This is a genomic window from Rhizobium leguminosarum bv. viciae USDA 2370 (assembly GCF_002008365.1).
GTDB lineage: Bacteria > Pseudomonadota > Alphaproteobacteria > Rhizobiales > Rhizobiaceae > Rhizobium > Rhizobium leguminosarum.
Map to the genome: position 1 here is coordinate 109352 of NZ_MRDL01000054.1, position 25852 is coordinate 135203.

Annotated in this window: 24 protein-coding genes; 3 read left to right on the top strand and 21 right to left on the bottom strand. The window is 62.7% G+C overall.

Annotation, left to right across the window (positions count from 1 at the left end; genetic code table 11):
• The first annotated feature begins 362 nt into the window (after positions 1-362).
• Both polA and BS629_RS32275 read left to right on the top strand, forming a co-directional pair.
• Positions 363-3362 (top strand): DNA polymerase I, encoded by a 3000-nt coding sequence (polA, locus tag BS629_RS32270; RefSeq protein ID WP_032981348.1) that lies wholly within the window; start codon positions 363-365, stop codon positions 3360-3362.
• A 171-nt stretch (positions 3363-3533) separates the two neighbouring features.
• Positions 3534-5876, top strand: coding sequence for a DNA translocase FtsK (locus BS629_RS32275; RefSeq protein ID WP_018244294.1), 2343 nt, complete (start codon positions 3534-3536; stop codon positions 5874-5876).
• Here BS629_RS32275 and BS629_RS32280 read toward each other — a convergent pair.
• The 15 genes from BS629_RS32280 to phnG form a co-directional block, all read right to left on the bottom strand.
• The gene (locus tag BS629_RS32280; RefSeq protein WP_018244295.1) at positions 5873-6406 is read right to left on the bottom strand and encodes a GrpB family protein; all 534 of its coding nucleotides are present in this window, start codon (positions 6404-6406) and stop codon (positions 5873-5875) included. The two genes, BS629_RS32275 and BS629_RS32280, sit on opposite strands and share 4 nt — an antisense overlap.
• A gap of 20 nt (positions 6407-6426) precedes the next feature.
• Positions 6427-7023: a phosphonate metabolism protein/1,5-bisphosphokinase (PRPP-forming) PhnN gene (gene phnN, locus BS629_RS32285; RefSeq protein WP_018244296.1), complete on the bottom strand. Its 597-nt coding sequence runs from the start codon at positions 7021-7023 to the stop codon at positions 6427-6429.
• Entirely contained in the window at positions 7020-8159 is a 1140-nt protein-coding gene (locus BS629_RS32290; protein WP_026188577.1) for an alpha-D-ribose 1-methylphosphonate 5-triphosphate diphosphatase, read from the bottom strand. Before BS629_RS32290 ends, phnN begins: the two co-directional genes overlap by 4 nt.
• Before the next feature lie 13 nt (positions 8160-8172).
• The gene (locus BS629_RS32295) at positions 8173-8868 is read right to left on the bottom strand and encodes a DUF1045 domain-containing protein (protein ID WP_018244298.1); all 696 of its coding nucleotides are present in this window, start codon (positions 8866-8868) and stop codon (positions 8173-8175) included.
• A 140-nt stretch (positions 8869-9008) separates the two neighbouring features.
• On the bottom strand, positions 9009-10352 hold the full coding sequence (gene phnE / locus BS629_RS32300) for a phosphonate ABC transporter, permease protein PhnE (RefSeq protein WP_018244299.1): 1344 nt from the start codon (positions 10350-10352) through the stop codon (positions 9009-9011).
• A gap of 7 nt (positions 10353-10359) precedes the next feature.
• Entirely contained in the window at positions 10360-11319 is a 960-nt protein-coding gene (gene phnE, locus BS629_RS32305) for a phosphonate ABC transporter, permease protein PhnE (RefSeq protein WP_018244300.1), read from the bottom strand.
• A gap of 172 nt (positions 11320-11491) precedes the next feature.
• Entirely contained in the window at positions 11492-12397 is a 906-nt protein-coding gene (phnD, locus tag BS629_RS32310) for a phosphonate ABC transporter substrate-binding protein (protein ID WP_077988765.1), read from the bottom strand.
• A gap of 86 nt (positions 12398-12483) precedes the next feature.
• Entirely contained in the window at positions 12484-13329 is an 846-nt protein-coding gene (gene phnC / locus BS629_RS32315; RefSeq protein WP_032981350.1) for a phosphonate ABC transporter ATP-binding protein, read from the bottom strand.
• Between the two features lie 117 nt (positions 13330-13446).
• Positions 13447-14064 carry an LbetaH domain-containing protein gene (locus BS629_RS32320; protein ID WP_018244303.1) on the bottom strand — a complete coding sequence of 206 codons (618 nt, stop codon included), beginning with the start codon at positions 14062-14064 and terminating at the stop codon, positions 13447-13449.
• Positions 14061-14768 (bottom strand): phosphonate C-P lyase system protein PhnL, encoded by a 708-nt coding sequence (phnL, locus tag BS629_RS32325; RefSeq protein WP_026188578.1) that lies wholly within the window; start codon positions 14766-14768, stop codon positions 14061-14063. Before phnL ends, BS629_RS32320 begins: the two co-directional genes overlap by 4 nt.
• 122 nt (positions 14769-14890) lie before the next feature.
• Positions 14891-15667, bottom strand: coding sequence for a phosphonate C-P lyase system protein PhnK (gene phnK, locus BS629_RS32330; protein WP_018244305.1), 777 nt, complete (start codon positions 15665-15667; stop codon positions 14891-14893).
• Positions 15664-16539, bottom strand: coding sequence for an alpha-D-ribose 1-methylphosphonate 5-phosphate C-P-lyase PhnJ (locus tag BS629_RS32335; protein WP_003544415.1), 876 nt, complete (start codon positions 16537-16539; stop codon positions 15664-15666). Before BS629_RS32335 ends, phnK begins: the two co-directional genes overlap by 4 nt.
• Positions 16536-17642 carry a carbon-phosphorus lyase complex subunit gene (locus BS629_RS32340; RefSeq protein ID WP_018244306.1) on the bottom strand — a complete coding sequence of 369 codons (1107 nt, stop codon included), beginning with the start codon at positions 17640-17642 and terminating at the stop codon, positions 16536-16538. The genes BS629_RS32335 and BS629_RS32340 overlap by 4 nt, the downstream gene beginning before the upstream one ends.
• Positions 17643-17646: 4 nt before the next feature.
• Positions 17647-18255 (bottom strand): phosphonate C-P lyase system protein PhnH, encoded by a 609-nt coding sequence (phnH, locus tag BS629_RS32345; protein WP_018244307.1) that lies wholly within the window; start codon positions 18253-18255, stop codon positions 17647-17649.
• Positions 18255-18731, bottom strand: coding sequence for a phosphonate C-P lyase system protein PhnG (phnG, locus tag BS629_RS32350; RefSeq protein ID WP_018244308.1), 477 nt, complete (start codon positions 18729-18731; stop codon positions 18255-18257). Before phnG ends, phnH begins: the two co-directional genes overlap by 1 nt.
• A gap of 224 nt (positions 18732-18955) precedes the next feature.
• On the opposite strand from phnG, the gene phnF reads away from it, so the two are divergent.
• Positions 18956-19693: a phosphonate metabolism transcriptional regulator PhnF gene (gene phnF, locus BS629_RS32355; RefSeq protein WP_018244309.1), complete on the top strand. Its 738-nt coding sequence runs from the start codon at positions 18956-18958 to the stop codon at positions 19691-19693.
• Between the two features lie 39 nt (positions 19694-19732).
• On the opposite strand, the gene BS629_RS32360 is transcribed toward phnF, so the two are convergent.
• From BS629_RS32360 to mepA, 6 genes are all read right to left on the bottom strand, one after another.
• A complete protein-coding gene (locus tag BS629_RS32360; protein WP_018244310.1) occupies positions 19733-20368 on the bottom strand; it encodes a 2,3-bisphosphoglycerate-dependent phosphoglycerate mutase in 636 nt (211 codons plus the stop codon).
• A gap of 21 nt (positions 20369-20389) precedes the next feature.
• Entirely contained in the window at positions 20390-21214 is an 825-nt protein-coding gene (gene dapB, locus BS629_RS32365; protein ID WP_018244311.1) for a 4-hydroxy-tetrahydrodipicolinate reductase, read from the bottom strand.
• Between the two features lie 15 nt (positions 21215-21229).
• Positions 21230-23017 carry an ABC transporter ATP-binding protein gene (locus tag BS629_RS32370; RefSeq protein WP_018244312.1) on the bottom strand — a complete coding sequence of 596 codons (1788 nt, stop codon included), beginning with the start codon at positions 23015-23017 and terminating at the stop codon, positions 21230-21232.
• Between the two features lie 147 nt (positions 23018-23164).
• The gene (locus BS629_RS32375; RefSeq protein WP_018244313.1) at positions 23165-24190 is read right to left on the bottom strand and encodes a glucokinase; all 1026 of its coding nucleotides are present in this window, start codon (positions 24188-24190) and stop codon (positions 23165-23167) included.
• Positions 24191-24207: 17 nt separating this feature from the next.
• Positions 24208-24588 carry a methylglyoxal synthase gene (locus BS629_RS32380; RefSeq protein ID WP_003583482.1) on the bottom strand — a complete coding sequence of 127 codons (381 nt, stop codon included), beginning with the start codon at positions 24586-24588 and terminating at the stop codon, positions 24208-24210.
• An 88-nt stretch (positions 24589-24676) separates the two neighbouring features.
• A complete protein-coding gene (gene mepA, locus BS629_RS32385; protein ID WP_018244314.1) occupies positions 24677-25753 on the bottom strand; it encodes a penicillin-insensitive murein endopeptidase in 1077 nt (358 codons plus the stop codon).
• Positions 25754-25852 lie beyond the last annotated feature (99 nt).

The following is a 25852-nucleotide window of genomic DNA, read 5'->3' on the forward strand; positions in this document are numbered from 1 at the left end:
AAGGCCCGGAGAGGGGGATAAGGCCTTTGTCCAAGCCTGACGCGGCGGGGGACAAGCCGGTAATCAGACCCGCGACGCAATCAAGCGCCGGTGACATGGATTTGTGGCTCAGAATGTGGTTTTTCAAGGGAGGGCGATCGTTACAAATCGGTAACAGTTTGGTGAGCTGGAATCGCTGCCGCACAATTCCTGAGATCGGAATTAAAATTATGCAGCAACGCCAAGTGCTCAGCGTCCTTTGCGCGTCCGAAAAGACGCGCGGCGCTGTGTGACGCTCCGAACGCCATAATCCTTTTCGCGCGCCGAACTTTATGCCGAACTCTATATGGACCTCGTCCGATGCCCGCGCTATCCATGCACGCATGAAAAAAGGCGATCACCTCTTCCTAGTCGACGGTTCCGGATTCATTTTCCGGGCGTTTCATGCATTGCCGCCGCTGACCCGCAAGACCGACGGCCTGCCGATCGGCGCCGTGTCCGGTTTCTGCAACATGCTGTGGAAGCTGCTGAGGGATGCGCGCAATACCGATGTCGGTGTGACGCCGACACATCTTGCCGTCATCTTCGATTATTCCGCCAAGACGTTTCGCAAGGATCTCTACGACGCCTACAAGGCGAACCGCTCCGCCCCGCCGGAAGAGCTCATCCCGCAATTCGGCCTTATAAGAGAGGCGACCCGCGCCTTCAATCTGCCCTGCATCGAGACTGAAGGCTTCGAGGCTGACGACATCATCGCCACCTATGCCCGCCAGGCCGAGGCAACCGGCGCCGATGTCACCATCGTCTCCTCCGACAAGGATCTGATGCAGCTCGTCAGCCCCAATGTCCATATGTATGACAGCATGAAGGACAAGCAGATCGGCATTCCCGATGTCATCGAGAAATGGGGTGTGCCGCCGGAAAAGATGATCGACCTGCAGGCAATGACCGGTGATTCCGTCGACAACGTTCCCGGCATTCCGGGCATCGGCCCGAAAACCGCCGCCCAGTTGCTCGAAGAATACGGCGATCTCGACACGCTGCTCGAACGCGCCACCGAGATCAAACAGGTCAAACGCCGCGAGACGATCCTCGCCAATATCGACATGGCCAGGCTCTCGCGCGACCTCGTGCGGCTGCGCACCGATGTGCCGCTCGATCTCGATCTCGACGCGCTGGTGCTAGAACCGCAGAACGGCCCGAAGCTGATCGGCTTCCTGAAGACGATGGAGTTCACCACGCTGACGCGCCGCGTCGCCGAGGCCTGCGATTGCGATGCGAGCGCCATCGAACCGGCGATCGTCCGCATCGAATGGGGTGAGACGGCCCGCGGCCCGGATCTCGATGCCGCGGAGCCCGAGCCTGTTGCCGGCGGCATCCCCGAAGTCTCGGGCGAATCCGTGCCGATGCCGCCGCGCGCGAAGGCGAAGAGCGCCGTCGAAGGCGCCTTTTCGCCCGCCGATCTTGCCAAGGCGCGGGCCGAGGCCTTTGCAACGCTGCCCTTCGATCATTCGGCCTATGTCACGATCCGCGACCTGGTGACGCTCGACCGATGGATTGCCGATGCGCGCGCTACCGGCCTCGTTGCTTTCGATACCGAGACCACGTCGCTGGATGCGATGCAGGCCGAACTTGTCGGCTTTTCGCTGGCGATCGCCGACAATACGGCCGATCCCACCGGCACGAAGATCCGCGCCGCCTATGTGCCGCTTGTCCATAAGAACGGAGTCGGCGATCTGCTCGGCGGCGGCCTTGCCGACAACCAGATCCCGATGCGCGATGCCCTGCCGCGGCTGAAGGCATTGCTGGAGGACGAATCGGTTCTCAAGGTCGCCCAGAACCTGAAATACGACTACCTGCTGTTGAAGCGCTACGGCATCGAGACCAGGAGTTTCGACGACACAATGCTGATCTCCTACGTGCTCGACGCCGGCACCGGCGCGCATGGCATGGATCCGCTCTCGGAAAAATTCCTCGGCCATACCCCGATCCCCTACAAGGACGTGGCGGGCAGCGGCAAGGCGAATGTCACCTTCGATCTGGTCGACATCGACCGCGCCACCCACTATGCCGCCGAAGATGCCGACGTGACGCTGCGCCTCTGGCTGGTGCTGAAGCCCCGGCTGGCGGCAGCAGGGCTGACCAGCGTCTATGAACGGCTGGAGCGGCCGCTATTGCCCGTGCTTGCGCGTATGGAAGCGCGCGGCATCACCGTCGACCGGCAGATCCTGTCGCGGCTCTCCGGCGAGCTGGCCCAGGGTGCAGCAAGGCTGGAGGACGAGATCTACGTGCTGGCCGGCGAACGTTTCAACATCGGCTCGCCGAAGCAGCTGGGCGATATCCTGTTCGGCAAGATGGGCCTTTCCGGCGGCAGCAAGACAAAGACAGGCCAATGGTCCACCTCCGCGCAGGTGCTCGAGGATCTGGCCGCCGCCGGTTTCGAATTGCCGCGCAAGATCGTCGACTGGCGCCAGGTCACCAAGCTGAAATCCACCTATACCGACGCGCTTCCAGGTTACGTTCACCCCGAGACAAAGCGGGTCCACACCTCCTACTCGCTGGCTTCGACGACCACGGGGCGCCTGTCCTCGTCCGAGCCGAACCTGCAGAACATTCCGGTGCGCACCGCAGAAGGCCGCAAGATCCGCACCGCCTTCATCTCGACGCCTGGCCACAAGCTGATCTCCGCCGACTACAGCCAGATCGAACTGCGCGTGCTGGCCCATGTGGCCGAGATCCCGCAGCTGACCAAGGCGTTCGAAGATGGCGTCGACATCCACGCCATGACGGCTTCGGAAATGTTCGGCGTGCCGGTGGAAGGCATGCCGGGCGAGGTGCGCCGCCGCGCCAAGGCAATCAATTTCGGCATCATCTACGGCATTTCGGCCTTCGGGCTTGCCAATCAGCTTTCGATCGAGCGTTCGGAAGCCGGCGACTATATCAAGAAGTATTTCGAGCGTTTCCCCGGCATCCGCGATTATATGGAAAGCCGAAAGGCCATGGCGCGCGACAAGGGTTATGTCGAAACGATCTTCGGTCGCCGCATCAACTATCCCGAAATCCGCTCTTCCAATCCATCCGTGCGCGCCTTCAACGAGCGTGCGGCGATCAATGCGCCGATCCAGGGTTCGGCTGCCGACGTCATCCGCCGGGCGATGATCAAGATAGAGCCGGCGCTTGTTGAAGTCGGCCTTGCCGATCGCGTCCGCATGCTGCTGCAGGTGCACGACGAACTCATCTTTGAGGTCGAGGACCAAGATGTCGAAAAGGCGATGCCGGTCATCGTCTCGGTGATGGAAAACGCCACCATGCCGGCGCTGGAAATGCGTGTGCCGCTGAGGGTCGATGCACGCGCCGCCACCAATTGGGACGAGGCGCACTAACGACTTCCCCAAAATTGGCAAAGATTTTTCTCACTGCCAGAACTCATTGAAAGTGCAACGATTTATCCCAACGGGTCGTATCGGAACGATACGGCAGGAAGGAACTTATTAACCTTCCTTTTCTATCCCGGTAGGGTCGTAATTTGCAAAGCATGAGTGAGTAGCGGACGCATGCGTTTTCCCAGAACCAATTTGACTGATGCCGGAGATTTTTCCAGCGAGATTGAAACGGACCTTCCGGCGGAAAACCCAGGGGAGAAGCCGGCGCCACCCATCTGGCAGAGCAACTTTTCCCTCGCGCCGAATGTCCGTTTCACCCGCACGCCGGAAACGCTGATCAGCAGGCGGCGCGCGCCGAATGAGCCCGTTCGCGATGATTCGCAGATTGGACAGCAGGCGATACGGATAGAGCCGGTAGCCGTCGACGTGCCCTTCGATATCTATCTGCCGGGGCCGGACGAAATTTCCGCAGCACCGCACAGGGTCGAACTGCAGCAGTCACCGCTCGCTGACGAGACCATCGTGCCGGCCTTCCGTGCCACAGCCGAGCTTTCCTCCATTTCCGATTTCGCCTTCTGGGAAGTCATGGCCTTCGAAGAGGTGCCGGTTCGCGCGCCCGCCTTGATGTCGTTCCCGAAGACCGAGACCTCGCCCGAGTCGATCACGTCGCTGTTCCGGGTCATGGAATGGCGTCCTGGCCGGTCGGCCCCTGCTCCCGTCACCTCCTGCCCGCTCCCGCAGCCCGCTGCGATCTCCGCAAAGGTCGCCGTGCGCCCTCCGGCCGCCCCGTCCCTGGAAAGGCCCAGGCGCATCGCTGTCGAGGCACCGGTCGCGCCCGTACCTCAGGCGGCGCCAACCTCTCAGGTCGCGCCAGCCCCTCAAATTGCATCAGCCCCTCAGGCAGCACCAGCGCCGCAGCGCACGCCGCCTGTCGCCGCGGTCCTGCCGTCGCCGCGCCTGGCCGCGCGGCCCGAAAGGATCGACGCATCCGGCTATCAATTCCCGCCGCGTGCCCTGCTGCAGGAACCGCCGGAACGCCTCGGCGAGATCATGTCGCAGGAGACGCTGGAACAGAATGCCGGGCTTCTGGAAAGCGTGCTGGAAGATTTCGGCATCAAGGGCGAAATCATCCATGTCCGTCCCGGTCCTGTCGTCACCCTCTATGAATTCGAGCCGGCGCCGGGCGTGAAATCGTCGCGGGTCATCGGCCTTGCCGATGATATCGCCCGCTCGATGTCGGCGCTTTCGGCCCGCGTGGCCGTCGTCCCCGGCCGCAACGTCATCGGCATCGAATTGCCGAATGTGACACGTGAAACCGTCTATTTCCGCGAGATGATCGAGAGCCAGGATTTCGAGAAGAGCGGTTACAAGCTGGCGCTCGGCCTCGGCAAAACCATCGGCGGCGAGCCTGTCATCGCCGAGCTCGCCAAGATGCCGCATCTGCTCGTGGCAGGCACCACCGGCTCCGGCAAGTCGGTCGCCATCAACACGATGATCCTGTCGCTGCTCTACCGCATGACGCCGGAACAGTGCCGCCTGATCATGGTCGACCCGAAGATGCTCGAACTGTCAGTCTATGACGGCATCCCGCATCTGCTGACGCCCGTCGTCACCGATCCGAAGAAGGCGGTCATGGCGCTGAAATGGGCCGTGCGCGAAATGGAGGAGCGCTATCGCAAGATGTCGCGCCTCGGCGTGCGCAATATCGATGGCTATAACGACCGCATGGCACAGGCCCGCGAAAAGGGCGAGACCATCCATGTCATGGTCCAGGTCGGCTTCGATAAGGGCACCGGTGTTCCGATCGAGGAAAGCCAGGCGCTGGACCTGACGCCGATGCCCTATATCGTCGTCATCGTCGACGAGATGGCCGACCTGATGATGGTCGCCGGCAAGGACATCGAAGGGGCAATCCAGCGCCTCGCCCAGATGGCCCGCGCCGCCGGCATCCATCTGATCATGGCGACACAGCGTCCGTCGGTCGACGTCATCACCGGCACGATCAAGGCAAACTTCCCGACCCGTATCTCCTTCCAGGTGACCTCGAAGATCGACAGCCGCACCATTCTCGGCGAACAGGGCGCCGAGCAGCTGCTCGGTCAGGGAGATATGCTGCATATGCAGGGCGGCGGGCGGATTTCCCGCGTCCACGGTCCTTTCGTCTCGGATGTCGAAGTGGAAAAGGTTGTCGCCCATCTGAAAACCCAGGGCCGCCCGGAATATCTCGACACCGTCACCGCCGACGAGGAGGAAGAGACGGAAGAGGAAGAAGCCGGCGCCGTCTTCGACAAGAGCGCCATGGCCTCGGAAGATGGTAATGAACTCTACGAGCAGGCGGTCAAGGTCGTCATGCGCGACAAGAAGTGCTCGACGTCCTACATCCAGCGCCGCCTCGGCATCGGCTACAACCGCGCCGCCTCACTGGTAGAACGCATGGAAAAGGAAGGTCTCGTCGGCCCAGCCAACCACGTCGGCAAGCGCGAGATCGTATCGGGACGGGGTGACGGCGATTAATCGGGCGCGGAGTGCGGCTGCGCACTCCACGTCCTCAAGTCTGCCAACCGCAGCGTCTCGCTGACGAACGTGGTTTTTCCGGCGGTGTAAAAATCCCAATCGCCGCCTGCCTCTGCGGCCAGCCGGCGTTTCAACTCGGCATAAGCCTTGGCTCTCTCGGGGTGAACCCTGAGATAATCGCGAAACAGAATGCGCTCCCGATGTCCGCGATTATCGGGTCCGCAAAGATAGAGCCTGATGCCATAAGCTTGATGATCACGGGTGAAAGCCCATCGTTGCTCTCCGGTATCGCCGTGGAAGACGAAATCGGCAGCGCGCACCACCTCGATCGCCGTCGGCAGGAACTCGTCGGATATCATCACGGCATTAAGGTCGATCTTCGGCTTGGCTGCCAGCCCAGGCACTGATGTGCTGCCGATATGATCGATGGAAAGCAGGCGGTCACCGAGCAAGGCGGAAACCTCCGCGCTGATCTCGTCAAACAGCAGTGGCCAAGAGGGATCGTAGTCGGCCACTTTGATGGCGCGCATGCCTTTTCCCTCGAGCCTGGTCAATGCGCCTTGGTCAGCAATCCGTCCAGGATCTCGATCATCTTCTGCTCTGCCTCTTCGAGCGAGCCGCTATTGTCGAGCTCCACCACGTCATATTCGCCGCGCACCGTCAGCGGTCCGCGGGCGAGCCGGGCCATGATATCTTCATGCGTCTCGCGTCCGCGCGCCTCCAGCCGGCCGGCAAGCACTTCGGGGCGGGCGGTGACGTTGATGACTTTCAGCCGCGGGAAGGCGGCCTGGAAGCGGTGAAGCGCCGAGCGCGAGCCGTTGGCGACAACGACATGGCCTCTGGACAGCGCCACCGAGACCTCGGCGGGAATACCGTATTTCAGGCCGTGCGCTTCCCACCAGACGGCGAAGGAGCCTGATTGCTCCATGGCGGCAAACCCTTGGAGGGAGACGGAAAGATGGTCCTCGCCGCCGGCATCGCGGTGGCGGGTGATGACGCGGCGGACGAAATGCACGTTCTCACGGCCGGCAAAACGCCGGGCGGCGAGGTTCATCAGCGTGTCCTTGCCAGCACCGCTCGGACCGACGACAACGACCATGATGCCGCGCTCGGCACCGGCTCCTGCGTGGGGTTCGTGCGGCATCATGCGACACGGCGTCCCTGGCGCCAGACGGAGCGTGTCACCGGCACGCCGTGCGAACGATGGACGCGGACAAGATCGGCGCGCAGCCCGGTTGCGAGCCGGCCGCGATCGTCGAGGCTGACGGTGCGGGCGGGCGTCGACGTCACCATGGCGATCGCCTTCGGCAGGCTGATGCTCTCCACCTCATCGGCGAGAATGAAGGGCGCATGCAGCAGGCTGAGCGGCACGTAGTCGGAGGAAAGCACGTCGAGCACGCCCATCTCGGCAAGGTCGCGGGCGGCGATGTTGCCGGAATGGGATTTGCCGCGCACGATGTTCGGCGCGCCCATCAGCACGCTCATGCCATGTTCGTGCGACGCCCGGGCGGCGTCGAAACTGGTCGGGAACTCGGCCAGGCGCACACCGTTGTCAATTGCCTCGTCGACATGCGAGAGCGTCGCGTCATCGTGGCTAGCCACGGTGATGCCGCGCTCGGCGCAGACCTTGGCGATGGCGTTGCGATGCGGCGTCGAATTGCGCGCCGATTCTGCCTGACGCTTGGCAACGAAACGGGCGAAAGCCTCGTCGCTCAGGCCCCGCTTCTTCTGGTAGTAGAAGATATATTGGTCCATCGTCTGGAATTGCCGCTGGCCGGGTGCATGATCCATCAGCGAGACGAGCCGCACATGCCGGTCGTTTTCGAAATCGCCGAAGTGTTCGAGCACGTTGTCGGCCGAGACCTCGCAGCGAAGGTGGATGAGGTGCTCGGCGCGCAGCCTGCCTTCCTTCTCCGCCGATTGGATGGCGTCCGCCATCTCGCGCATCTCGCCATGTTCGAAGCCGCCGTCCTCGTCCGCACCCATGCGCAGGCAGTCGAACACCGTCGTGATGCCTGACGTGACGATCTGGGCGTCATGCGCTTGAACTGCGGCGGTCTTGTTCCAGCGAATGCCGGGACGCGGTTGATAATGGCCTTCGAGATGATCGGTGTGCAGCTCGACAAGGCCTGGAATGACGTAGTCGCCTTCGAAATCTTCGCCGGCTACCGAGTTGCCCTCGGAGATGTCGGCAATCTTCCCGTCGCGGATGAGGATCGAGCCTGAGAGGATGTCATCCTCGAGAACGATGCGGGCGTTGGAAAACACGGTCTCTTTGCTCATGTCGTCAGGTCTTTCAGCTTTTGGCGCCGGCAAGCGGCAGCCAGGAATGAACTTTGAACGGGGCACCGCGCGTCTCCTCGATGAAGACGGCAAGGCCGGAAATCGAAAGCGGCCGGCCGATGAAATCGGCAAAACGCTCTGTTAGGATCGCTTTCATCACCTGAGCACGTGTCTCGGGCACTTGGCCGCTCAGCGTCATGTGAAAGCCGAAATCCTCCATGACGTAAGGATAACCCCAGCGCTGCAGATGGGCGCGCTGGCTGTCGCTGAGCTTCTCCGGATTGCGCCGCGCCATATCGGCCTCGGAAAGCGCCGCCCGGAACGGTTCGAAGGACCTTACCACTTTCGCGGCGAAATCCTGAAGAGGTTGATGAAGTGAACCGGGAACGAGGGCAAAAAAACGGCCGAGCTGGCCGAGCACGAGCTCAGGAATCTCGAAGGCTTGCGTGCGCTGGGCAAAATCCTCGGCAACGGTCATGAGATCCTCCTCGGTGACCGAGGAGGCGAGGGAAAAGGGCGCCTTGATCGTGGCGTGAAAGCCGTAACGGCGCGGGTCGGCGGTCAGCTCGAACTGTTCTGCCGCCCCCAGTTGCTCATATTCCGGTGCAGGGTAGGTCTCGCCGGTGAAAGCACTGCGGCCGAGCCAGAGCGAGGCCGCGCCGGTCAGGGGATCATCCTTCGGCGGCGAGAAATAGAGAGCGTAGCGCAAGGCTTTTATCCTGGAGATCGTCCAAACGGGGAGGGCACTGTGCAGTGATTTGGCGGCGAACCGCAAGCAGGCTCCCGGCTAAAAGATTTCCGTGACAGAATGATGATGGCGGCAGCGGCGCCACTGCTTTGATGGATGGATCAGTGGGCTTTCGTGCCCATCAGCCGGTGGCGCAACGCGTTCGAGGCGGCGTCGAAAATGAAGACGACGATCAGGATCAGAATGACCATGTAGGCGACGTTTTCCCAGTTGGCGTTGGTGCGCATGGCCTCCCACAGCTTGAGGCCGATGCCGCCGGCGCCGACAGCGCCGATAATGGTCGCGCCGCGCACGTTCGATTCCCATTGGTAGAGCGTCTGGCTGACGAAGACGGGAACGATCTGCGGCATAATGCCATAACGATGAACGAGCACGGTCTGAGCGCCTGTTGATTTGATGCCTTCCCGCGGCTTATTGTCGATATTCTCGAGGCCTTCGGAATAGAGCTTGCCGAGCGTGCCGGTCTCGGTGAGGAAGATCGCACCGCTGCCGGCGAGCGGGCCGGGCCCGAAGGCGCGCGTCAGGAACAGCGCCCAGATCAGCATATCGACCGAGCGCAGGAAATCGAAGAAGCGCTTCAGGATCTGGTTCAGCAGGCGGTTCGGCGTGATGTTGCGCGCTGCCAGGAAGGCGAGCGGAAAGGCGGTAAGCGAGCCGAGCAGCGTTCCGAGGAACGCCATGACGATCGTCTGGAAAAGCTTGGTCCAGACGTCGCCGTGCTGCCATTCGCTGTTGTTCCAGATATCGTCGAAGGCGAGCGACAGGTTGGATTGGTCGGGCTTGATGCGCGGGCCGGAGACGATGAGGCTGACGACCTCCCCGAACGGCTTGTCGAAGAAGGATGATTGCGTGTCGAAGATGAAATTCGCCCAGCCGATGAAACGTTTGCGGATCTTCACCCGGTCGACTGAGATGCTGACATTGCCGGCAAAGCCGAGATCCGCCAGCACGTTGTCATCATAGACTGTCATCCAGCCGGGTACCGGTCCGACGACTTTCGGCGCGCCGCTCGAAACTTCCACCGGGACGCTGACGCCATGCGCGGTGACGATCGTCTCGCTCTTCGAGACGGTGACGCTGCCGCTGGTGCCGCTGATCGAGACGGTGATGCTGCCGTCGGGATTGTTGACCAGCCAGTCCGGATGCGGATTGTCGCCGAGCGGCGAGAAGCGCGGATAACGGATATCGATCGAGCCGTCATTCCCGATGCGGAATTCCGGCTGAACGTCGTAGCTCACCCATTGGCTGAGATAGATGCCGACGCGCTCCCAATGGGCTTCGGCAAAAAGCTTGGGCAGGTCGAAGAACCAGACGGCATAGAGGCTGTAGAGCAGTGTCGCGATGAGGATCATCAGCCCGCCGAAACGCTGGCGGAACGACCGGTGGAAATATTCCGGATAGCGCGTTTCTATCTCATGCATGCGGTTTGCGTCGATCACCGTCATGGCGGCCTCAATGTTGCAGGAGGAAGGCGTGCTCGCCGACGAGGCGGCGGCGCAGCCATGCGGAGAACTGGTCGACGGCGACGATCGTCACGAACAGCAGCAGAACGAGCGCCACCGTCTTGGCGCCGAAGCCGCGCGAGATCGAGAGCTTCAGCTCCTCGCCGATGCCGCCGCCGCCGACGGCGCCGATGATGGTCGAGGCGCGCACGTTAATCTCAAGGCGCAGCAGCGCATAGGAGGTGAAATTCGGCAGCACTTGCGGCAGGGCGGCAAAGCGCACGCGTTCCCACCAGTTGGCGCCCACGGCTTTCATGCCCTCGTGAGGCTTCATGTCGATATTTTCGGCCACTTCGTAGAAGAGTTTGCCGAGCGCGCCGATCGTGTGCAGGGTGATGGCGATGATGGCGGCGACCGGCCCGATCGACAGGATCGCCGAAAACAGCCCGGCTATGACGATTTCAGGGAAGGCGCGCAGGAACTCCATCAGCCGCTTGGTGAAGATGCGCAACGGCCATGAATTCGTCAGGTTGCGCGCGGCAAAGAAGCTCAATGGGACGGCAAAGACGAAGGCGACGATCGTCGAGATCAGCGCGACGTTGATGGTGACGATCATCAGCTCGAAATATTCGGGAATGTAGAAGGCGCCCCAGACGTAGACGCGGCCCCTGTCGAAATTGAATTCCTCGCCGCCCTTGTCGTTGACGCTCGCTATATCAAACAGCGCGCGCCAGACGTCGTGCCAATCCCTGGGGATGAGCCAGCTCAGGAAGTCGAAGAGATGCGGCAGCCGGTCGAAGAAATGGCCGGCATTGCTCTCGTCGGCGAAGCGGACGGAGCTGACGAAAGCCGCAATGAGGATAACCAGGCCGAGGATGGTATAGAAGCGGCGCTTGGCGACCATCCGGTCCCAGGCGGTGCCGATTTCCTTGGTGCTCTGCATGTGCGGCTGTGTATCGGCAATAGTCATCAACGCCTCGCCTACTTCATAATTCTATCCTCAAATCGGAATCGATTTGAGGATAGAATTATGCAGCAATTCGAAGTGCTACAGCGTCCTCTGCGCGTCTAAGACGCGCGGCGCCGTAGTCAAAAGATAGAGGGCGGCCGTCGCCGGCCGCCCCCAATTCGAAACGGCTCGATCAGCCGCCTATGGCAGCTTTGCGGACGTCGACGACGGCATTGTAGAAGTCGTGCTTGACAGGCGCGTAGCCCTTGTAGTCGCCGCCTTCGACAGCGGCGAAGCACTTGTGATCCTTCTCCGGCAGAGCCGTGAAGAAGGCTGCAAGCTTCGTCTGCCACTCTTCGCCGAGAGCGTTGCGAACGACGAGCGGGCCGTTCGGGATCAGCGGCGAACGCCATACTTCGACCAGCTTGTTCGGGTCGACGGCGCCCTTGTCGACTTCCTTGCGGAAGGTACCGGAGGTGTAGCCGTCCTTGAAGTCGCCGATGCCCGAGCTATCGTCGACGGCAATGTCGACCTTGCCGTCATAGGCAGCGAGAAGGTTGTTCTCGTGACCGCCGTTGAACTGGGTCGAGGCGAAGAACTTGTCGTTCGGCATGCCCGTGTCCTTCGGGATCTGCGTCAGCGGAACGAGGTAGCCCGAGGTGGAATCCGGATCGGCGTAGCCGAGCTTCTTGCCCTTGGCGTCCTTGATGGAGTTGATGCCGGAGGACTTCAGAGCAAGGCCGATCGAGTAATAACCCGTCGAGCCGTCCTTCTGCTGCGTCGTCAGGATCGGCGTGACAGCCTTCGAATCCTTGATGTAGACGGCGGCGTAGCCGGAGGCGCCGAGTTCGGCGAAATCGAGCGTGCCACCGAGCAGGCCCTGGATTACGCCGTCATAGTCGGCGGCCGGGAAGAGCGAAACCTTCTCGAAGCCGAATTCCTGCTTCAGATGGTCGGCAAGGCAGGCATAGTTGCGCAGGCGGTCGGTTTCGTTTTCGCCGCCGAGGATGCCGATGCGGAATTCCTTGAGGTCTGCAGCGTGGGCAGCGCCGGCGAGCGCGAAGAGCGCCGTTGCCGCAAAGAGTGCTTTCTTCAACATGTTCTCTCCTATTGACCGGTGTCCCCGGCCTTCCCGTTACGAAGAAGTGTGCCCTTGACGCGGGCGCTCGATCGCGGCTGCCTCTCTCAGAGGCCGGCCAGCGCCAGCGGCTGTGTGCCGGCGGATTGATGGTCTGCCCGCTCGGGGGCGATATTGATCGATGTCGAGGTCACCGTTTCGTCGATGCCGGCGCCGTCCTTGTCCGTCCCGTAGATTTCCTTCACCGCTTCGGCCGTCAGCTCCGAGGGTTTGCCGTCGAAGACGACGCGGCCACCGGCCATGCCGACGATGCGCTCACAATAGTTGCGGGCGGTGTCGAGCGTGTGAAGGTTGGTGATGACGGTGATGCCCTCGCGCTCGTTGATATCGCGCAGCGCATCCATGACAATCTTGGCGTTCAGCGGATCGAGCGAGGCGATCGGCTCATCGGCGAGAACCATCTTCGGGTTCTGCATCAGCGCGCGGGCGATCGCCACGCGCTGCTGCTGGCCGCCGGAAAGCGTTCCGGCTGCCTGCAACGCCGTCTGCTCGATGCCGAGGCGTTCGAGTGCCGCGATGGCATGCACGCGTTCCTCGCGGGTGAAGATGTTGAGCAGGCTCATAAGCGTCGAGCGATGATTGAGGCGGCCAAGCATGACATTGGTGAGGACGTCGAGGCGCGGCACCAGGTTGAACTGCTGGAAGATCATCGCGCAGTCGCGCTGCCAGTTGCGCAACGCCTGGCCGCGAAGCCCGGAGACCTCGACGCCGGCGAAATGAATGGAGCCGGAGCTCGGCTCCTGAAGGCGGTTGATCATGCGTAGTAGCGTCGACTTGCCGGCGCCGGAGCGGCCGATGATGCCGACCATCTGGCCCTGAGGAATGGCGAGGGTGACGGAATCGACGGCGAGCTTTTTTCCGAAACGACGTGTGACATTCTTCAGCTCGAACATCATGCTCTTCCCTTGCGATCCAGGCCTTGGTCAGCATCGCATTAGTCCCGCTTGATGAACCTCACATGTCATATTTGTGTAAGTCCTGTCACAATTCTCCGCCCCTATATCGGGGGTTTAACCGCCGTAACGGGATAGGAAATCTTCCGCGCTCAGGTTGCGGAAGTCGGAGAGCGCCTGGCGTAGCCGGTCGTGCTCCCAGTCCCACCAGGAAAGCCTGTCCATCCGTTCGCCGACCTCTCTTGGAAAGCGCTCGCGGATGAGCTTTGCCGGCACGCCGCCGACGATCGTATAGGGCGCGACGTCCTTCGAGACGACGGCGCCGGCTCCGACCACCGCGCCGTTGCCGACGTTGACGCCCGGCAGGATCGTCGCCCCGTGGCCGATCCAGATGTCATTGCCGATCGTCACGCGATTTGCGCGCCGCCAGGCGAAGAAGTCCGTCTCCATGTCGCCGTCCGGCCAGTAGTCGGCGGCGCGATAGGTGAAATGATGCAGTGTCGCGCGCCAGGTCGGATGGTTGGTGGCGTTGATACGCACGGCGGCGGCGATATTGACGAACTTGCCGATCGTCGCACACCAGACGGAGCCGTCCTGCATGATGTAGGAATAGTCGCCGAACGTGGCCTCGCTGATGCGGCAGCGTTCAGAGACCTCCGTATAGCGCCCGAAGGTGGAATCGCTGACGGACGCCGTCTCATGAAAATAGGGCTCGATACCCAGCTTGCGGCTCATGCAGCGATCTTTCTCGGTGAGAATTGCTGGACGTCGAGGATGCGGTCGGCGACGGCTTCGCGCACCTCTTCGTCGTGGAAGATGCCGAGAAGGGCCACCCCCGCCGTCTTCTTTTCCGCGATCATGCCGACGACGACGGCACGGTTCCTGGCATCGAGTGAGGCTGTGGGTTCGTCGAGAAGCAGGATCGTATGCTCGGTGATGAAGCCGCGCGCGATGTTGACGCGTTGCTGCTCGCCGCCGGAGAAGGTGGCGGGCGGAAGCTGCCAGAGCGTTTCCGGCAGATTGAGCCTGGCAAGCAGGGCGCCCGCCTTTTCCCGCGCGGTGACGGCGTCCTCGCCGCGTGCCACCAGCGGTTCGGCAACCACGTCGATCGCCGCGACGCGCGGCACGGTGCGCAGGAACTGGCTGACATAGCCGAGCGTATCGCGGCGGACGTTGAGCACGGTGCGCGGATCGGCGGAGGCGAGATCGACGATGCGGTCATTGTGACGGATGAGGATCTGGCCGGTGTCGACGGCATAATTGCCGTAGATCATCTTGAGCAGCGAGCTCTTGCCGATGCCCGATGGGCCACCGAGCACGACGCATTCGCCCGATGTAACCGAGAAGGCGACATCGGAGACGACAGGTAGCTTGATGCCGTCGCGCAGATGCATGGTGAAGCTCTTCGAGACTTCGGAAACGACGAGGGGCGTTGCCATGATTTCTTCTTCCTTGGTTTCGCCGCGCGTCTGAAAGGACGCGCAATGGACACGTAACATGCTGAATTGCTGCATAATTTTACCTAAAATCGATTCCGATTTAAGGAATTATGCAGCAGCGCTCAGACCTGCAGGATCGAGGAGACGAGCAACTGCGTGTAGGGTTCGCGCGGATCGTCGAGCACGCGGTCGGTAAGCCCGTGTTCGATGACGTAGCCGTCCTTCATCACCATCATCCGGTGCGAGAGCAGGCGGGCGACGGCGAGATCGTGGGTGACGATGATGGCCGAGAGACCGAGATCGTTGACGAGGCCGCGGACCAGATCGAGCAGGCGCGCCTGCACCGAAACGTCGAGGCCGCCGGTCGGCTCGTCCATGAAGACGAGGCGCGGCGCGGTGACGAGGTTGCGGGCGATCTGCAGGCGCTGGCGCATGCCGCCGGAAAAGGCGCGCGGCTGATCGTCGATGCGGTCGGCGTCGATCTCGACGCGTTCGAGCCAGTCGATCGCCGAAGCGCGGATCTTGCCGTAGTGCCGGTCGCCGATCGCCATCAGCCGTTCGCCAACATTGGCGCCGGCTGAGACGGTCATGCGCAGGCCATCGGCCGGATTCTGGTGCACGAAGCCCCAATCGGTGCGCATCAGGAAGCGCCGCTCGGCCTCGTTCATGCGGTAGAGGTCGCGGTAGCTGCCGTCGCGCATGTGATATTCGACGCTGCCGGTGCTGGGCAGCAACCGGGTGGAGAGGCAGTTGAGCAGCGTCGTCTTGCCGGAGCCGGACTCGCCGACGATGGCCAGCACTTCGCCGGGCCAGAGCTCGAAGGAGACGTCGCGGCAGCCGATGCGGTTGCCGTAGAATTTCGAAACGTCGTGGACTTTGAGAAGCGGCGTATCGCTCATTCTGCAGCCTCCCGGGCCAGCATCTCGCCGGCATGTCCGTGCGCGCGGCGGTCTTCGCAATGATCGGTGTCGGAGCAGACGAACATCCGCCCGCCCTTGTCGTCGAGAACCACTTCGTCGAGATAGACATCCTCGGCACCGCAAAGGGCGCAGGGTTTATCGAAACGTTGGATATCGAAGGGATAGTCCTCGAAATCCAGGCTGACGACGTCGGTATAGGGCGGAACCGCATAGATGCGCTTCTCGCGTCCGGCGCCGAAGAGCTGCAGCGCGTCCGACATGTGCATCTTCGGATTGTCGAATTTCGGCGTCGGCGACGGGTCCATGACATAGCGGCCGTGGACCTTCACCGGATAGGCGTAAGTCCGCGAGATGCGGCCGTTATGGGCGATATCCTCGTAGAGCTTCACATGCATGAGACCGTATTCTTCGAGCGCGTGCATCTTGCGCGTCTCGGTCTCGCGCGGCTCGAGGAAGCGCAGCGGCTCGGGGATCGGCACCTGGTAGACGAGCACCTGCCCGACCCCAAGCTTTTCTTCGGGAATGCGGTGGCGCGTCTGGATGATCGTCGCATCCTTGGTATGCGTCGTCACCGCGACATTGGCGACCTTCTGGAAGAAGGCGCGGATGGAAACGGCGTTGGTCGTATCGTCGGCGCCCTGGTCGATGACCTTCAGCACGTCATCAGGTCCGATGATCGAGGCCGTCACCTGCACCCCGCCGGTGCCCCAGCCGTAGGGCATCGGCATTTCGCGCGAGGCGAAGGGCACCTGGTAGCCGGGAATGGCGATTGCCTTCAGGATGGCCCGGCGGATCATCCGTTTGGTCTGTTCGTCGAGATAGGCGAAGTTGTAGCTGGCCAGATCGGTCATTCGGCGGCTTCCTTCATGTCTTCGCCACCGTTGCGGGCGGCTTCGAATTCGCGGCGCATGCGGCGGACGAGATCGAGTTCGGCCTGGAAATCCACATAATGCGGAAGCTTCAGGTGCTCGACGAAGCCCGTCGCCTGGACGTTGTCGGAGTGCGAGATGACGAATTCCTCGTCCTGTGCCGGCGCGGTGATATCCTCGCCGAGCTCTTCGGCGCGAAGCGCCCGGTCGACCAGCGACATCGCCATCGCCTTGCGCTCGCTCTGGCCGAAGACCAGGCCGTAGCCGCGGGTGAATTGCGGCGGCGCCTTGGCCGAACCCTTGAACTGGTTGACCATCTGGCATTCGGTGATCTGGATCGTGCCGAGCGAGACGGCGAAACCGAGTTCCGGCACGTCGAATTCCACCTCGACGTCGCCGATGCGGATTTCACCGGTGAAGGGGTGGTTACGGCCGTAGCCGCGCTGGGTGGAATAACCGAGCGCCAGCAGGAAGCCCTCGTCGCCACGGGCAAGCGCCTGTAGGCGCAGATCGCGGGTCATCGGGAATTCCATCGGCTCGCGGGTCAGATCGCCGATCTCATGATCTTCCGGCATGTCGCCGTCGGCCTCGATCAGGCCCTCTTCGCCGAGGATTTCGGAGACGCGCATGACGCGGCCGATCTCGGCTGCACGCTGAGCGGGCGTCTCGACCGCCTCGTCAGAAAGCAGCGAGGGGTCGAGCAGGCGGTGGGTATAGTCGAAGGTCGGACCGAGGAGCTGGCCGCCCGGCAGATCCTTGTAGGTCGCCGAGATGCGGCGTTCGATCGTCATATCAGCCGTGTCGAGCGGCCTGGAATAGCCGAAACGCGGCAGCGTCGTGCGGTAGGCGCGCAGCAGGAAGATCGCCTCGATCATGTCGCCCCGCGATTGGCGGATGGCAAGTGCAGCGAGCGTGCGGTCGAAAAGCGAGGCCTCGGCCATGACGCGATCGACGGCGAGCGCCAGCTGCGCGACGATCTGTTCGATGCCGATCGCCGGCAGCGAACGGTCGCCGCGGCGGCGGTCGGCCAGCAGGCGGTGGGCATTGGCGATGGCGGCCTCGCCACCCTTGACGGCAACATACATGAGCTCAGATCTCCGTTGCTGTGATCTTGGTGGTGCGCGGTAGGCAGAGGAAACGCTTGCCCGCCGTCAGCACGATGTCGACGCCGCGCGGAAAGAGCGCACGGTTCTCGGTCCAGAGCCGCAGGAAGGTCTCCGGCAGGCCGATGGGCGCGATCTCCGTCACGCTTTGGATGCCCGGACCCATCAGCGCCAGCCTGCGGCCTCCCGCGAGTTCGGCGAGATCGATGACAACGGTCGTCGAGCGGTCGGGATATTCCTGCGTGCCTGATGCAAAGAGGCCGAAGGAGGAAAGTGCGGTGCCGGCCTCGGTGAAGGCAAAGCGCGCCTCGGCCTTATCGCTGGTCAACGGCGCGCCGGTATGGAAGCCGAGCCATTCCGGCACGGCGGATTTCACCAGTCCCTGGGAAAGCCAGACGGGCGTGTCGTGGTCGCAAAGCGTCAGCGCGATCGTGCCTGCGGCGATGCCGAGCGGTGCCGGCGGAGCGACATGGGGCTGAACGGTCTGGATCGTGCCGGGGCGAGCCATGCCGTCCATCAGCATCTTGAAGACGCTCTGGGCATGGAAGACCGGCTCGGCAAAGCCGCCGGTCAGAGCTTCTGTCTTCAGGCCCATCAGTTGTCTCCCCGCACCATGGTGAAGAAATCGACGCGTGTCGCCGCCGTCTCGTCCGCCTTGCGGCGTTCGGCATCGGCGATGCGTTCGGCGATTGGCAAAAGCAGTGCCTGTTCGACAAAATCCTTCGTCGCGTCCTCCTGCCAGAGCGCGTCGAAGATCGCCGCAAGCCGGGCCTTCTCGCGGTCGGTGCCGAGCGCCTGCGCATGGCCGACCGAGCCCGTGTCGAGCCGGACCGTGGCCCGCGTCACGGTCACTTCGCCAAGATTGAAGGGAGCGCCGCCGCCGCCGATGCGTCCGCGCACCATCACCAGCCCGGTCTCCGGTCCGCGCACCTGATGGGTCACAGGCTTTTGCGGCAGCGCATCGAAGACCGCCAAGAGTTCGCTGCGTTCCGCACGCGCCAGCAGATCGGCGGCGCGTTTGCGCCCGGATGCCGTCTGTGACGCAGCGTCTTTCCTGTCCGCTGGTATCATCGCCGCTTCCCTTAAAACGTCTATTGATATAGACAACCATACAAGATACATTTAGCTCTAAATCGATGTCGTGACAAGCGTGTGACATCTACAGCGCCGCGCGTCTTCTCAGACGCGCAAAGGACGCTGCAGCACTTTGAATTGCTGCATAATTCGATCCTGAAATCGGGATAGTTTTCAGGATCGAATTATGCAGAAGGCGAGAAATAGCAGGCAGGGGTGGAATGGCGGGATTGAAGCAGGTGCAAAGGCAAACCGGCGTGGCGCTGTGGCGCCAGATCGCCGATCGGATTCGCGAGGCGATCAGCAACGGAGCCTATGACGAAACGGGAATGGTACCGCCGGAAACCATGTTGGCGGTGCAATTCGGCGTCAACCGGCATACGGTGCGCAGTGCGCTGGCGGCACTGGCGCAGGAGGGGATCGTCCGTGCGGTACAAGGTCGCGGCACGCTGATCGAACGCAAGGAGCGGCTGAATTTCCCGATCACAAGGCGCACGCGCTTTACCGCCGGCATTGGCGATCAGGCGCGTGAAATGCGCGGCCTTCTGCTCGATGAGGCGAAGGAGGAAGCGGGTGCCGAGGTCGCCCGCTGGCTGGGCCTGAAGCAGGGTGAGCCGGTGATCCGCCTGGAAACATTGCGCCAGGCGGACAAGCGGCCGGTTTCAAGGGCGACGAGCTGGTTTCCGGCCGAACGCTTCGCCGGTATCGGCGAGGCCTACCGGGCGGGGGAATCGATCACCAAGGCTTTCGCCGAACTCGGCCTGCCGGATTATGTCCGGGCGACGACCGAGGTAACGGCCGCCCATGCGAGTGCAGCCGATATGGCCGACCTCGAACTCACTCCCGGTGCCATCCTTCTGATCGCCAAGGCGATGAATACCGATCTCGACGGCGTGCCGGTGCAATATTCGATCAGCCGTTTCGCGGCCGACCGGGTGCAGTTCACCATCGAGAACTGAGCGTCTTTCCCCGCCGAAGCGGGGAAAGATCAGCTGAGATCAATGCGCGCCCGACATGTCGCCGAGCACTTCCTTTGAAGCGACGGTGGAATCCGCCTTCAGCTTGTAGACCATCGGCACGCCGGTCGCGAGGTTGAGGGCGAGCACGCCTTCTTTGTTCAGCTTGTCGAGCACCATCACCAGCGAACGCAGCGAATTGCCGTGTGCGGCCACCAGCACCTTCTCGCCCCTGAGCACGCGCGGCAGGATCTCGGTGAGGTAGTAGGGCCAGACGCGGGCGCCGGTGTCGCGCAGGCTTTCGCCGCCGGGAGGTGGCACGTCATAGGAACGGCGCCAGACGTGCACCTGTTCCTCGCCCCATTTGGCGCGGGCATCGTCCTTGTTGAGGCCGGAGAGATCGCCATAGTCGCGCTCGTTCAGCGCCTGGTCGCGGATCGTCTGGAGATCGGGCTGGCCGACCTTGTCGAGGATGAGTTTCAGCGTGTGCTGCGCACGCACCAGCACCGAGGTGTAGGCGACGTCGAATTTGATCCCGTATTCGGCAAGTGCCGTACCGCCGGCATTGGCTTCCTGGATGCCGAGCTCCGTCAGATCGGGATCCTTCCAGCCGGTGAAGAGATTCTTCAGGTTCCAGTCACTCTGGCCGTGGCGAACGAGGACGAGGGTACCGCTCATGAATATGCCTCCGTAGTATCGTTATGAGGAAGAAAGCCCGAGCACATCGAGCATGGAATAGAGACCCGGCTTCTTGTCGCGCGCCCAGAGCGCCGCCTTGATGGCGCCGCGCGCAAAGATCGAGCGGTCGGCCGCGCTGTGCGACAAGGTGACGATTTCGCCTTCTCCGGCGAAAAGCACGGAATGCTCGCCGATGACGGAGCCGCCGCGCAGCGTCGCAAAACCGATGGTGCCGGCTTCACGGGCGCCGGTATGGCCGTCGCGCACCCGGACCGACTTCGAGGCCAGATCGATGCCGCGCCCCTTTGCCGCAGCCTCGCCGAAGAGAAGGGCGGTGCCGGAAGGCGCATCCACCTTGTGCTTGTGGTGCATTTCCAGGATCTCGATATCCCAGTCATCAGGATCAAGCGCCCGCGCTGCCTGCTCTGCCAGCACGCTGAGCAGATTGACCCCGAGGCTCATATTGCCTGATTTGACGATGCGGGCATGGCGGGCCGCGGCGGCGATCTTGGCATTGTCATCGGGTAAACAGCCCGTCGTTCCAACGACATGGACGATGCGGGCCTGCGCGGCGAGGCCTGAGAATTCCACCGTTGCGGCAGGCGAGGTGAAGTCGAGCACGCCTTCGGCATCGAGAAAGGCATTGAGCGGATCGTCGCCGATAATGACGCCGGTCGGGCCGAGACCGGCGATCTCGCCGGCATCCTTGCCGACGAAGGGCGAACCGGCGCGCTCGACCGCGGCATGCACCGTCACGCCCTCGATGGAATGGATGAGCCGGATCAGCGTCTGCCCCATGCGTCCTGCTGCGCCAACCACCACCAGTTTCATCGCAGCATCGCTCATGTCAGTCTCACCAGGTCAGTATGAATCGGAGGCCGAGGGCCTCTGCAGGTTGTTGAGGCGAGCGTAAAGACCGTCGCTGACCTTCGCAAGCGTCTCGTGATTGCCTTCCTCGACGACGCGGCCCTGCTGCATGACGACGATCTTGTCGGCGCGCACCACGGTCGAGAGCCGATGGGCGATGACGACGACGGTGCGTCCGGTCATCGCTTCGTCGAGCGCCTTCTGCACGGCGGCTTCGGATTCGGTGTCGAGGGCGGAGGTCGCCTCGTCGAGAAGCAGGATCGGCGCGTTGCGCACCAGGGCGCGTGCGATCGACAGGCGCTGGCGCTGGCCGCCCGAAAGCGTCACGCCGTTTTCGCCGACCGGCGTCTCGTAACCCTGCGGCTGTGCCGAGATGAAATCATGCGCATAGGCAAGCCTGGCCGCCTCTTCCACTTCGGCATCGGTCGCCTCCGGCCGGCCATAGCGGATATTGTCGCGGATCGTGCCCTCGAACAGGTAGGGTTGCTGCGAGACATAGGCGAGTTGCTGGCGCAGCGACTTCTTGGTGATGTGGGCGATGTCCTGCCCGTCGATCAGAATTTCGCCTTCGCGCGGATCGTAGAAACGCGGAATGAGGCTGATGACGGTGGATTTGCCGGCACCCGAGGGACCGACCAGTGCGGTGGTCGACCCGCCCTCGGCGATGAAGCTCACGCCGCTGAGCACGCTTTCGTTGCCATAGGCGAAGGAAACGTTGCGAAATTCGATCCTCGCCTGCGTCACCGTCAGCGGCCGGGCATCCGGCAGGTCGCGCTGACGCGGCTCCATGTCGAGCAACTCGTAGATCATCCGCGCATTGACGACGGCGCGCTCCATCTGCACCTGCAGGCGGGCAAGCCGTCGAGCCGGGTCATAGGCAAGCAGCAGCGCCGTGACGAAGGAGAAAAAGGCGCCGGGTGGCACATTAAAGTAGATCGAGCGGTAGGCGGCATAGGCAAGCACGCTGGCGACGGCAAAGCCCGCGAAACTCTCCGTCAGCGGAGACGTGCGTTCGGAAAGCCGGGCAATCCGGTTCGCCCGGCTTTCGGCGCCCTTGATGAGTTTGTTGACCTTGCGCTCCAGTTCTTCTTCCATCGTGAAGGCTTTCACGATGGCGATGCCCTGGATCGTCTCCTGCATCGCGCCGAGAACGTGGCTGTTCAGATGCACGGCCTCGCGGGTCGCCGAGCGCAGCCGCTTCGAAACATAGCGCAGCGCGTAAAGCAGCGGCGGCGCCATGATGAACACGGCAAGGCTGAGCAGCGGATCCTGCAGGATCATCACGGCGAGCAGCGAAACGAAGGTCAGCAGATCGCGTACCGTCGAGGTGATCGTCAGGTTGAGCACGTCGCGGATGCCGCTGACGTTCTGGCTCACCTGCGCGGCGATATGGGCCGAGCGCGCCTCGCTGAAGAAGCCGACCGAAAGCGTCATCAGATGCGCATAAAGCCGGCGCTGGTAGCGGGCGACGATATCGTTGCCGACCCTGGAAAGCGCCACCGCCTGGCCGTAGCTCGCAAAACCGCGCAGCACGAAGGCGATGAAGATCGAAAGACAGATGATCCAGACGACGTCGGCGCGCCGATTGGCGAAGGCCTCGTCGATGATCGCCCGCATGATCCAGGCGGTAAACGCCGTCGAAAGCGCCACCACGATGAGGCAGGCAATCGCAAAGACATAGCCCCAGAGATGGTCGCGGCCGTTTTCAGCGATGATGCGCTTCAGGATACCGGTTACGGTATCGCTGCTGACGCTCTGCGTTCTGCTTTCCGCCGCTTCCAAATAGGATTTCCTGTCTCGGACCAAGCGCCTCGCGAGGGCGACACGCACTTTTGCCGGGGTCTATAAAGAGTTGGGACCGGTTTGGCTAGAGCGCCGCGCGTCCGGATAGGACGCGCCAGGGACGCTCTATTTACTTTGCGCGCCGGGCTAGCGTCGCCAGCGGCGGCCTTCCGTCGAGACGCCGAAATTCGCCGGCATGCGCGCATAGGAGGAAAGCCCGGCAAGCGCTGCTAAGGGATGCGTCACCACATAGGTCGGGATGGTCCGGAGCAATGCCGTATGCGGCGCCTTGTCCTCGAAGGCCATGCGGAATTCCGGCTTTTTCAGCGCCGGGATGATTTTCTGCGAGATGCCGCCGGAGAGATAGACGCCGCCGCGCGCCATGAACACCATCGCCATGTCGCCTGCCACGCGGCCGAGATAGGTGGCAAACAGCGAGACGGTCTCTATGGCCGCCTTGTCGCTGCCGGCAAGCGCGTGAGAGGTGATATCGGCGGGATCCTTCATCGTCGGCTGGATGCCGTCGACAATGCAGATCGCATGGTAGAGGTTGACGAGGCCGCGGCCGCAGAGGATCTGCTCGGCCGAAACGCGGCCTTCGATCGTCTCTATATGCGGAAAGATATCATAGTCGCGCTTGCTGCGCGGTCCGAGATCGACATGGCCGCCTTCGCCGGGAACCGGGATCCAGCTGTGCTGGGCATGCACGAGCCCGCCGACGCCGAGGCCGGTGCCGGGTCCGAGCACGACGCGGGAGGCGATCATGTCGCCGGTAGCGTCGCCGATGCGTTCGCGGTTTTCATCCGACAGGGCGGCGATTGCCAGCGCCTGCGCCTCGAAATCGTTGACGACGAGCACGTCCTCCATGCCGAGGCCCTCGATCATCGTCTTTGGCCGCACCACCCAGTCGCAATTGGTCAGCGGGATCTCGTCGTCGTTGATCGGACCGGCGACGGCGAGGATCGCCGAACGCGGCTGCACGGCCGTCTTGTCGAGCACGCCTTTCTGGATCGCTTCGTCGATCGTGGCGAAATCTGCCGTGCGCACGTTCGGAAACTGCTTCGGCTCGGCATAGGCGTCGGTCAGGATGGAAAAGCGGGCATTGGTGCCGCCGATATCGCCGATCAGGATCGGGAAAGGCAGCGGAGCGGTGCTGTTGTTCGGTTTTGGCATGGCCGGTTCCGTGCTGATCAGGCTTCGAGTGTGGGAAGAAGTTTTATAGCGGTCGCGTGGTTGAGCGCCATCGGAATATCATAGACGATCGCCAGCCGCATCAATGCCTTCACGTCGACATCGTGCGGCATTGGCGTCAAGGGGTCGACGAAGAAGATCAGGGCGTCGACCTCGCCGGTCGAAATCAGCGCGCCGATCTGCTGGTCGCCGCCGAGCGGCCCGCTTTTCAGCCTGGTGACGTCGAGATCGGGGGCGGCGTCGAGCACGCGTCCACCTGTCGTGCCGGTGGCGACGATCTTCCAGCGGGAGAGAATGTCCCTGTTGGCGCGGGCGAAATCCGCCATGTCGTCCTTCTTCTGGTCATGCGCAATCAATGCAAGGCATTTGCCGCCGGCCATAAACCCCTCCGCCCGAGCAATTCAATCGATTTGATGGCTTCTATACCAAGAGTTTGCGATTTGAAAGACAACGCACCCCGGGCCTTACTCATTGTATCGCCGGCTTGTCGTTCGGAACCGGGCCGACATCGGGCAAAGCGCCGTCGGCGTCGGCGGCAGGCGCTGCTGCCGGCGCGGTGGTGAGCGCGCTGGCAGCGGAAGGTCCGCCATAGGTTGCAGCCTGCATCGAGGCGACGGAAGCAGCATCGAGCACGGCGGCACACGCCTTGGGCAGATCGGAAACCATCATCTCGCGCGGCGGTTTTGGCGGCTTGGCGCCGGGCTTCGGCGGCTTCGGCGGTGCCCAGGGCACCGGCGTGAACCACCAGGCGAGCGACTTGTCACAGCCGTCGCCGGCAGCGACGGGGGCCTGCGGTGTGCAGCCCGCAGCACCTCGCGGGCACTTGATGCGGATGTGGAAATGCGAGTCATGGCCGTATTCCGGCCGGAGCTTGCCGAGATTGGTGCGATCGCCTGTCCAGGTGTCGCACATCTTCTTCTTGATCGCCGGATTGACGAAGATGCGCTCGACCTCGGGATAGCTTGCCGCCAGCATCAGCAGCCGCGCGTGCGATTGCGTCCATACCTTGGGGTCGACGGTCAGGAACTTGTCCTTTTGCAGCATGGTGGTGAACGGCAGATTCTCGCGCTCTTCGGCCGTCATGCGGCGCGCGGGCATCGGCGTGAACCAGACGTCGGCATCGAGGCCGATCTGATGCGAGGCATGGCCGTTGAACATCGGCCCGCCGCGCGGCTGTGCAATGTCGCCGACGAGAATGCCCGGCCAGCCGGCATATTTGACCCCATCCTGCGAAAGACGTTCGAGCAGCGCGATCATCGCCGGATTGCCCCAGCGGCGATTGCGCGAAAGCCGCATCGCCTCCCAGGTCGGCCCGTCGGTCGGCAGCGCCACCGCACCCGTCATGCAGCCCTTCGCGTAAAAGCCGATCGGCTGCGCCGGTCCTTGCGTCGGCAGGCTGACGGCGCCGAACTGCCCCTTGGCGCTGCCCGGGCTCGGCGTCTTCTGCTCCGCGCCGACGTCGCCGGCGGCAAGGCTTGCGCCGATTGCGCCGGCAAGCGTCAGTTTGCTGATTGTCCTGAAAGCCTGAGCGAAGCCGAAAGCCATACTGTTCCCTTGAGCCGCTGCCGAAGTGATTTGCGATCGAATCTATCGTGAAAAGCGATTTTGGTGAATCGATGTTTTGGCCAGCCGCCATCGAGGGAG

Bases quoted from the DNA above. Each gene is read 5' to 3' on its own strand.
- BS629_RS32320 (WP_018244303.1), bottom strand. From the start codon at position 14,064: ATGAGCCGCAAGCTGGGTATCGAGCCCTATTTTCATGAGACGGCGTCC.
- phnD (WP_077988765.1), bottom strand. From the start codon at position 12,397: ATGTTGAAGAAAGCACTCTTTGCGGCAACGGCGCTCTTCGCGCTCGCC.
- dapB (WP_018244311.1), bottom strand. From the start codon at position 21,214: ATGAGCGATGCTGCGATGAAACTGGTGGTGGTTGGCGCAGCAGGACGC.
- phnN (WP_018244296.1), bottom strand. From the start codon at position 7,023: ATGATGCCGCACGAACCCCACGCAGGAGCCGGTGCCGAGCGCGGCATC.
- BS629_RS32280 (WP_018244295.1), bottom strand. From the start codon at position 6,406: ATGCGCGCCATCAAAGTGGCCGACTACGATCCCTCTTGGCCACTGCTG.
- polA (WP_032981348.1), top strand. From the start codon at position 363: ATGAAAAAAGGCGATCACCTCTTCCTAGTCGACGGTTCCGGATTCATT.
- phnK (WP_018244305.1), bottom strand. From the start codon at position 15,667: ATGAGCGATACGCCGCTTCTCAAAGTCCACGACGTTTCGAAATTCTAC.
- BS629_RS32360 (WP_018244310.1), bottom strand. From the start codon at position 20,368: ATGAGCGGTACCCTCGTCCTCGTTCGCCACGGCCAGAGTGACTGGAAC.
- phnF (WP_018244309.1), top strand. From the start codon at position 18,956: ATGGCGGGATTGAAGCAGGTGCAAAGGCAAACCGGCGTGGCGCTGTGG.
- phnE (WP_018244300.1), bottom strand. From the start codon at position 11,319: ATGACTATTGCCGATACACAGCCGCACATGCAGAGCACCAAGGAAATC.
- BS629_RS32375 (WP_018244313.1), bottom strand. From the start codon at position 24,190: ATGCCAAAACCGAACAACAGCACCGCTCCGCTGCCTTTCCCGATCCTG.
- BS629_RS32275 (WP_018244294.1), top strand. From the start codon at position 3,534: ATGCGTTTTCCCAGAACCAATTTGACTGATGCCGGAGATTTTTCCAGC.
- phnG (WP_018244308.1), bottom strand. From the start codon at position 18,731: ATGATACCAGCGGACAGGAAAGACGCTGCGTCACAGACGGCATCCGGG.
- BS629_RS32290 (WP_026188577.1), bottom strand. From the start codon at position 8,159: ATGAGCAAAGAGACCGTGTTTTCCAACGCCCGCATCGTTCTCGAGGAT.
- phnC (WP_032981350.1), bottom strand. From the start codon at position 13,329: ATGTTCGAGCTGAAGAATGTCACACGTCGTTTCGGAAAAAAGCTCGCC.
- phnL (WP_026188578.1), bottom strand. From the start codon at position 14,768: ATGGCAACGCCCCTCGTCGTTTCCGAAGTCTCGAAGAGCTTCACCATG.
- BS629_RS32340 (WP_018244306.1), bottom strand. From the start codon at position 17,642: ATGTATGTTGCCGTCAAGGGTGGCGAGGCCGCCATCGCCAATGCCCAC.
- BS629_RS32335 (WP_003544415.1), bottom strand. From the start codon at position 16,539: ATGACCGATCTGGCCAGCTACAACTTCGCCTATCTCGACGAACAGACC.
- phnH (WP_018244307.1), bottom strand. From the start codon at position 18,255: ATGGGCCTGAAGACAGAAGCTCTGACCGGCGGCTTTGCCGAGCCGGTC.
- phnE (WP_018244299.1), bottom strand. From the start codon at position 10,352: ATGACGGTGATCGACGCAAACCGCATGCATGAGATAGAAACGCGCTAT.
- BS629_RS32380 (WP_003583482.1), bottom strand. From the start codon at position 24,588: ATGGCCGGCGGCAAATGCCTTGCATTGATTGCGCATGACCAGAAGAAG.
- mepA (WP_018244314.1), bottom strand. From the start codon at position 25,753: ATGGCTTTCGGCTTCGCTCAGGCTTTCAGGACAATCAGCAAACTGACG.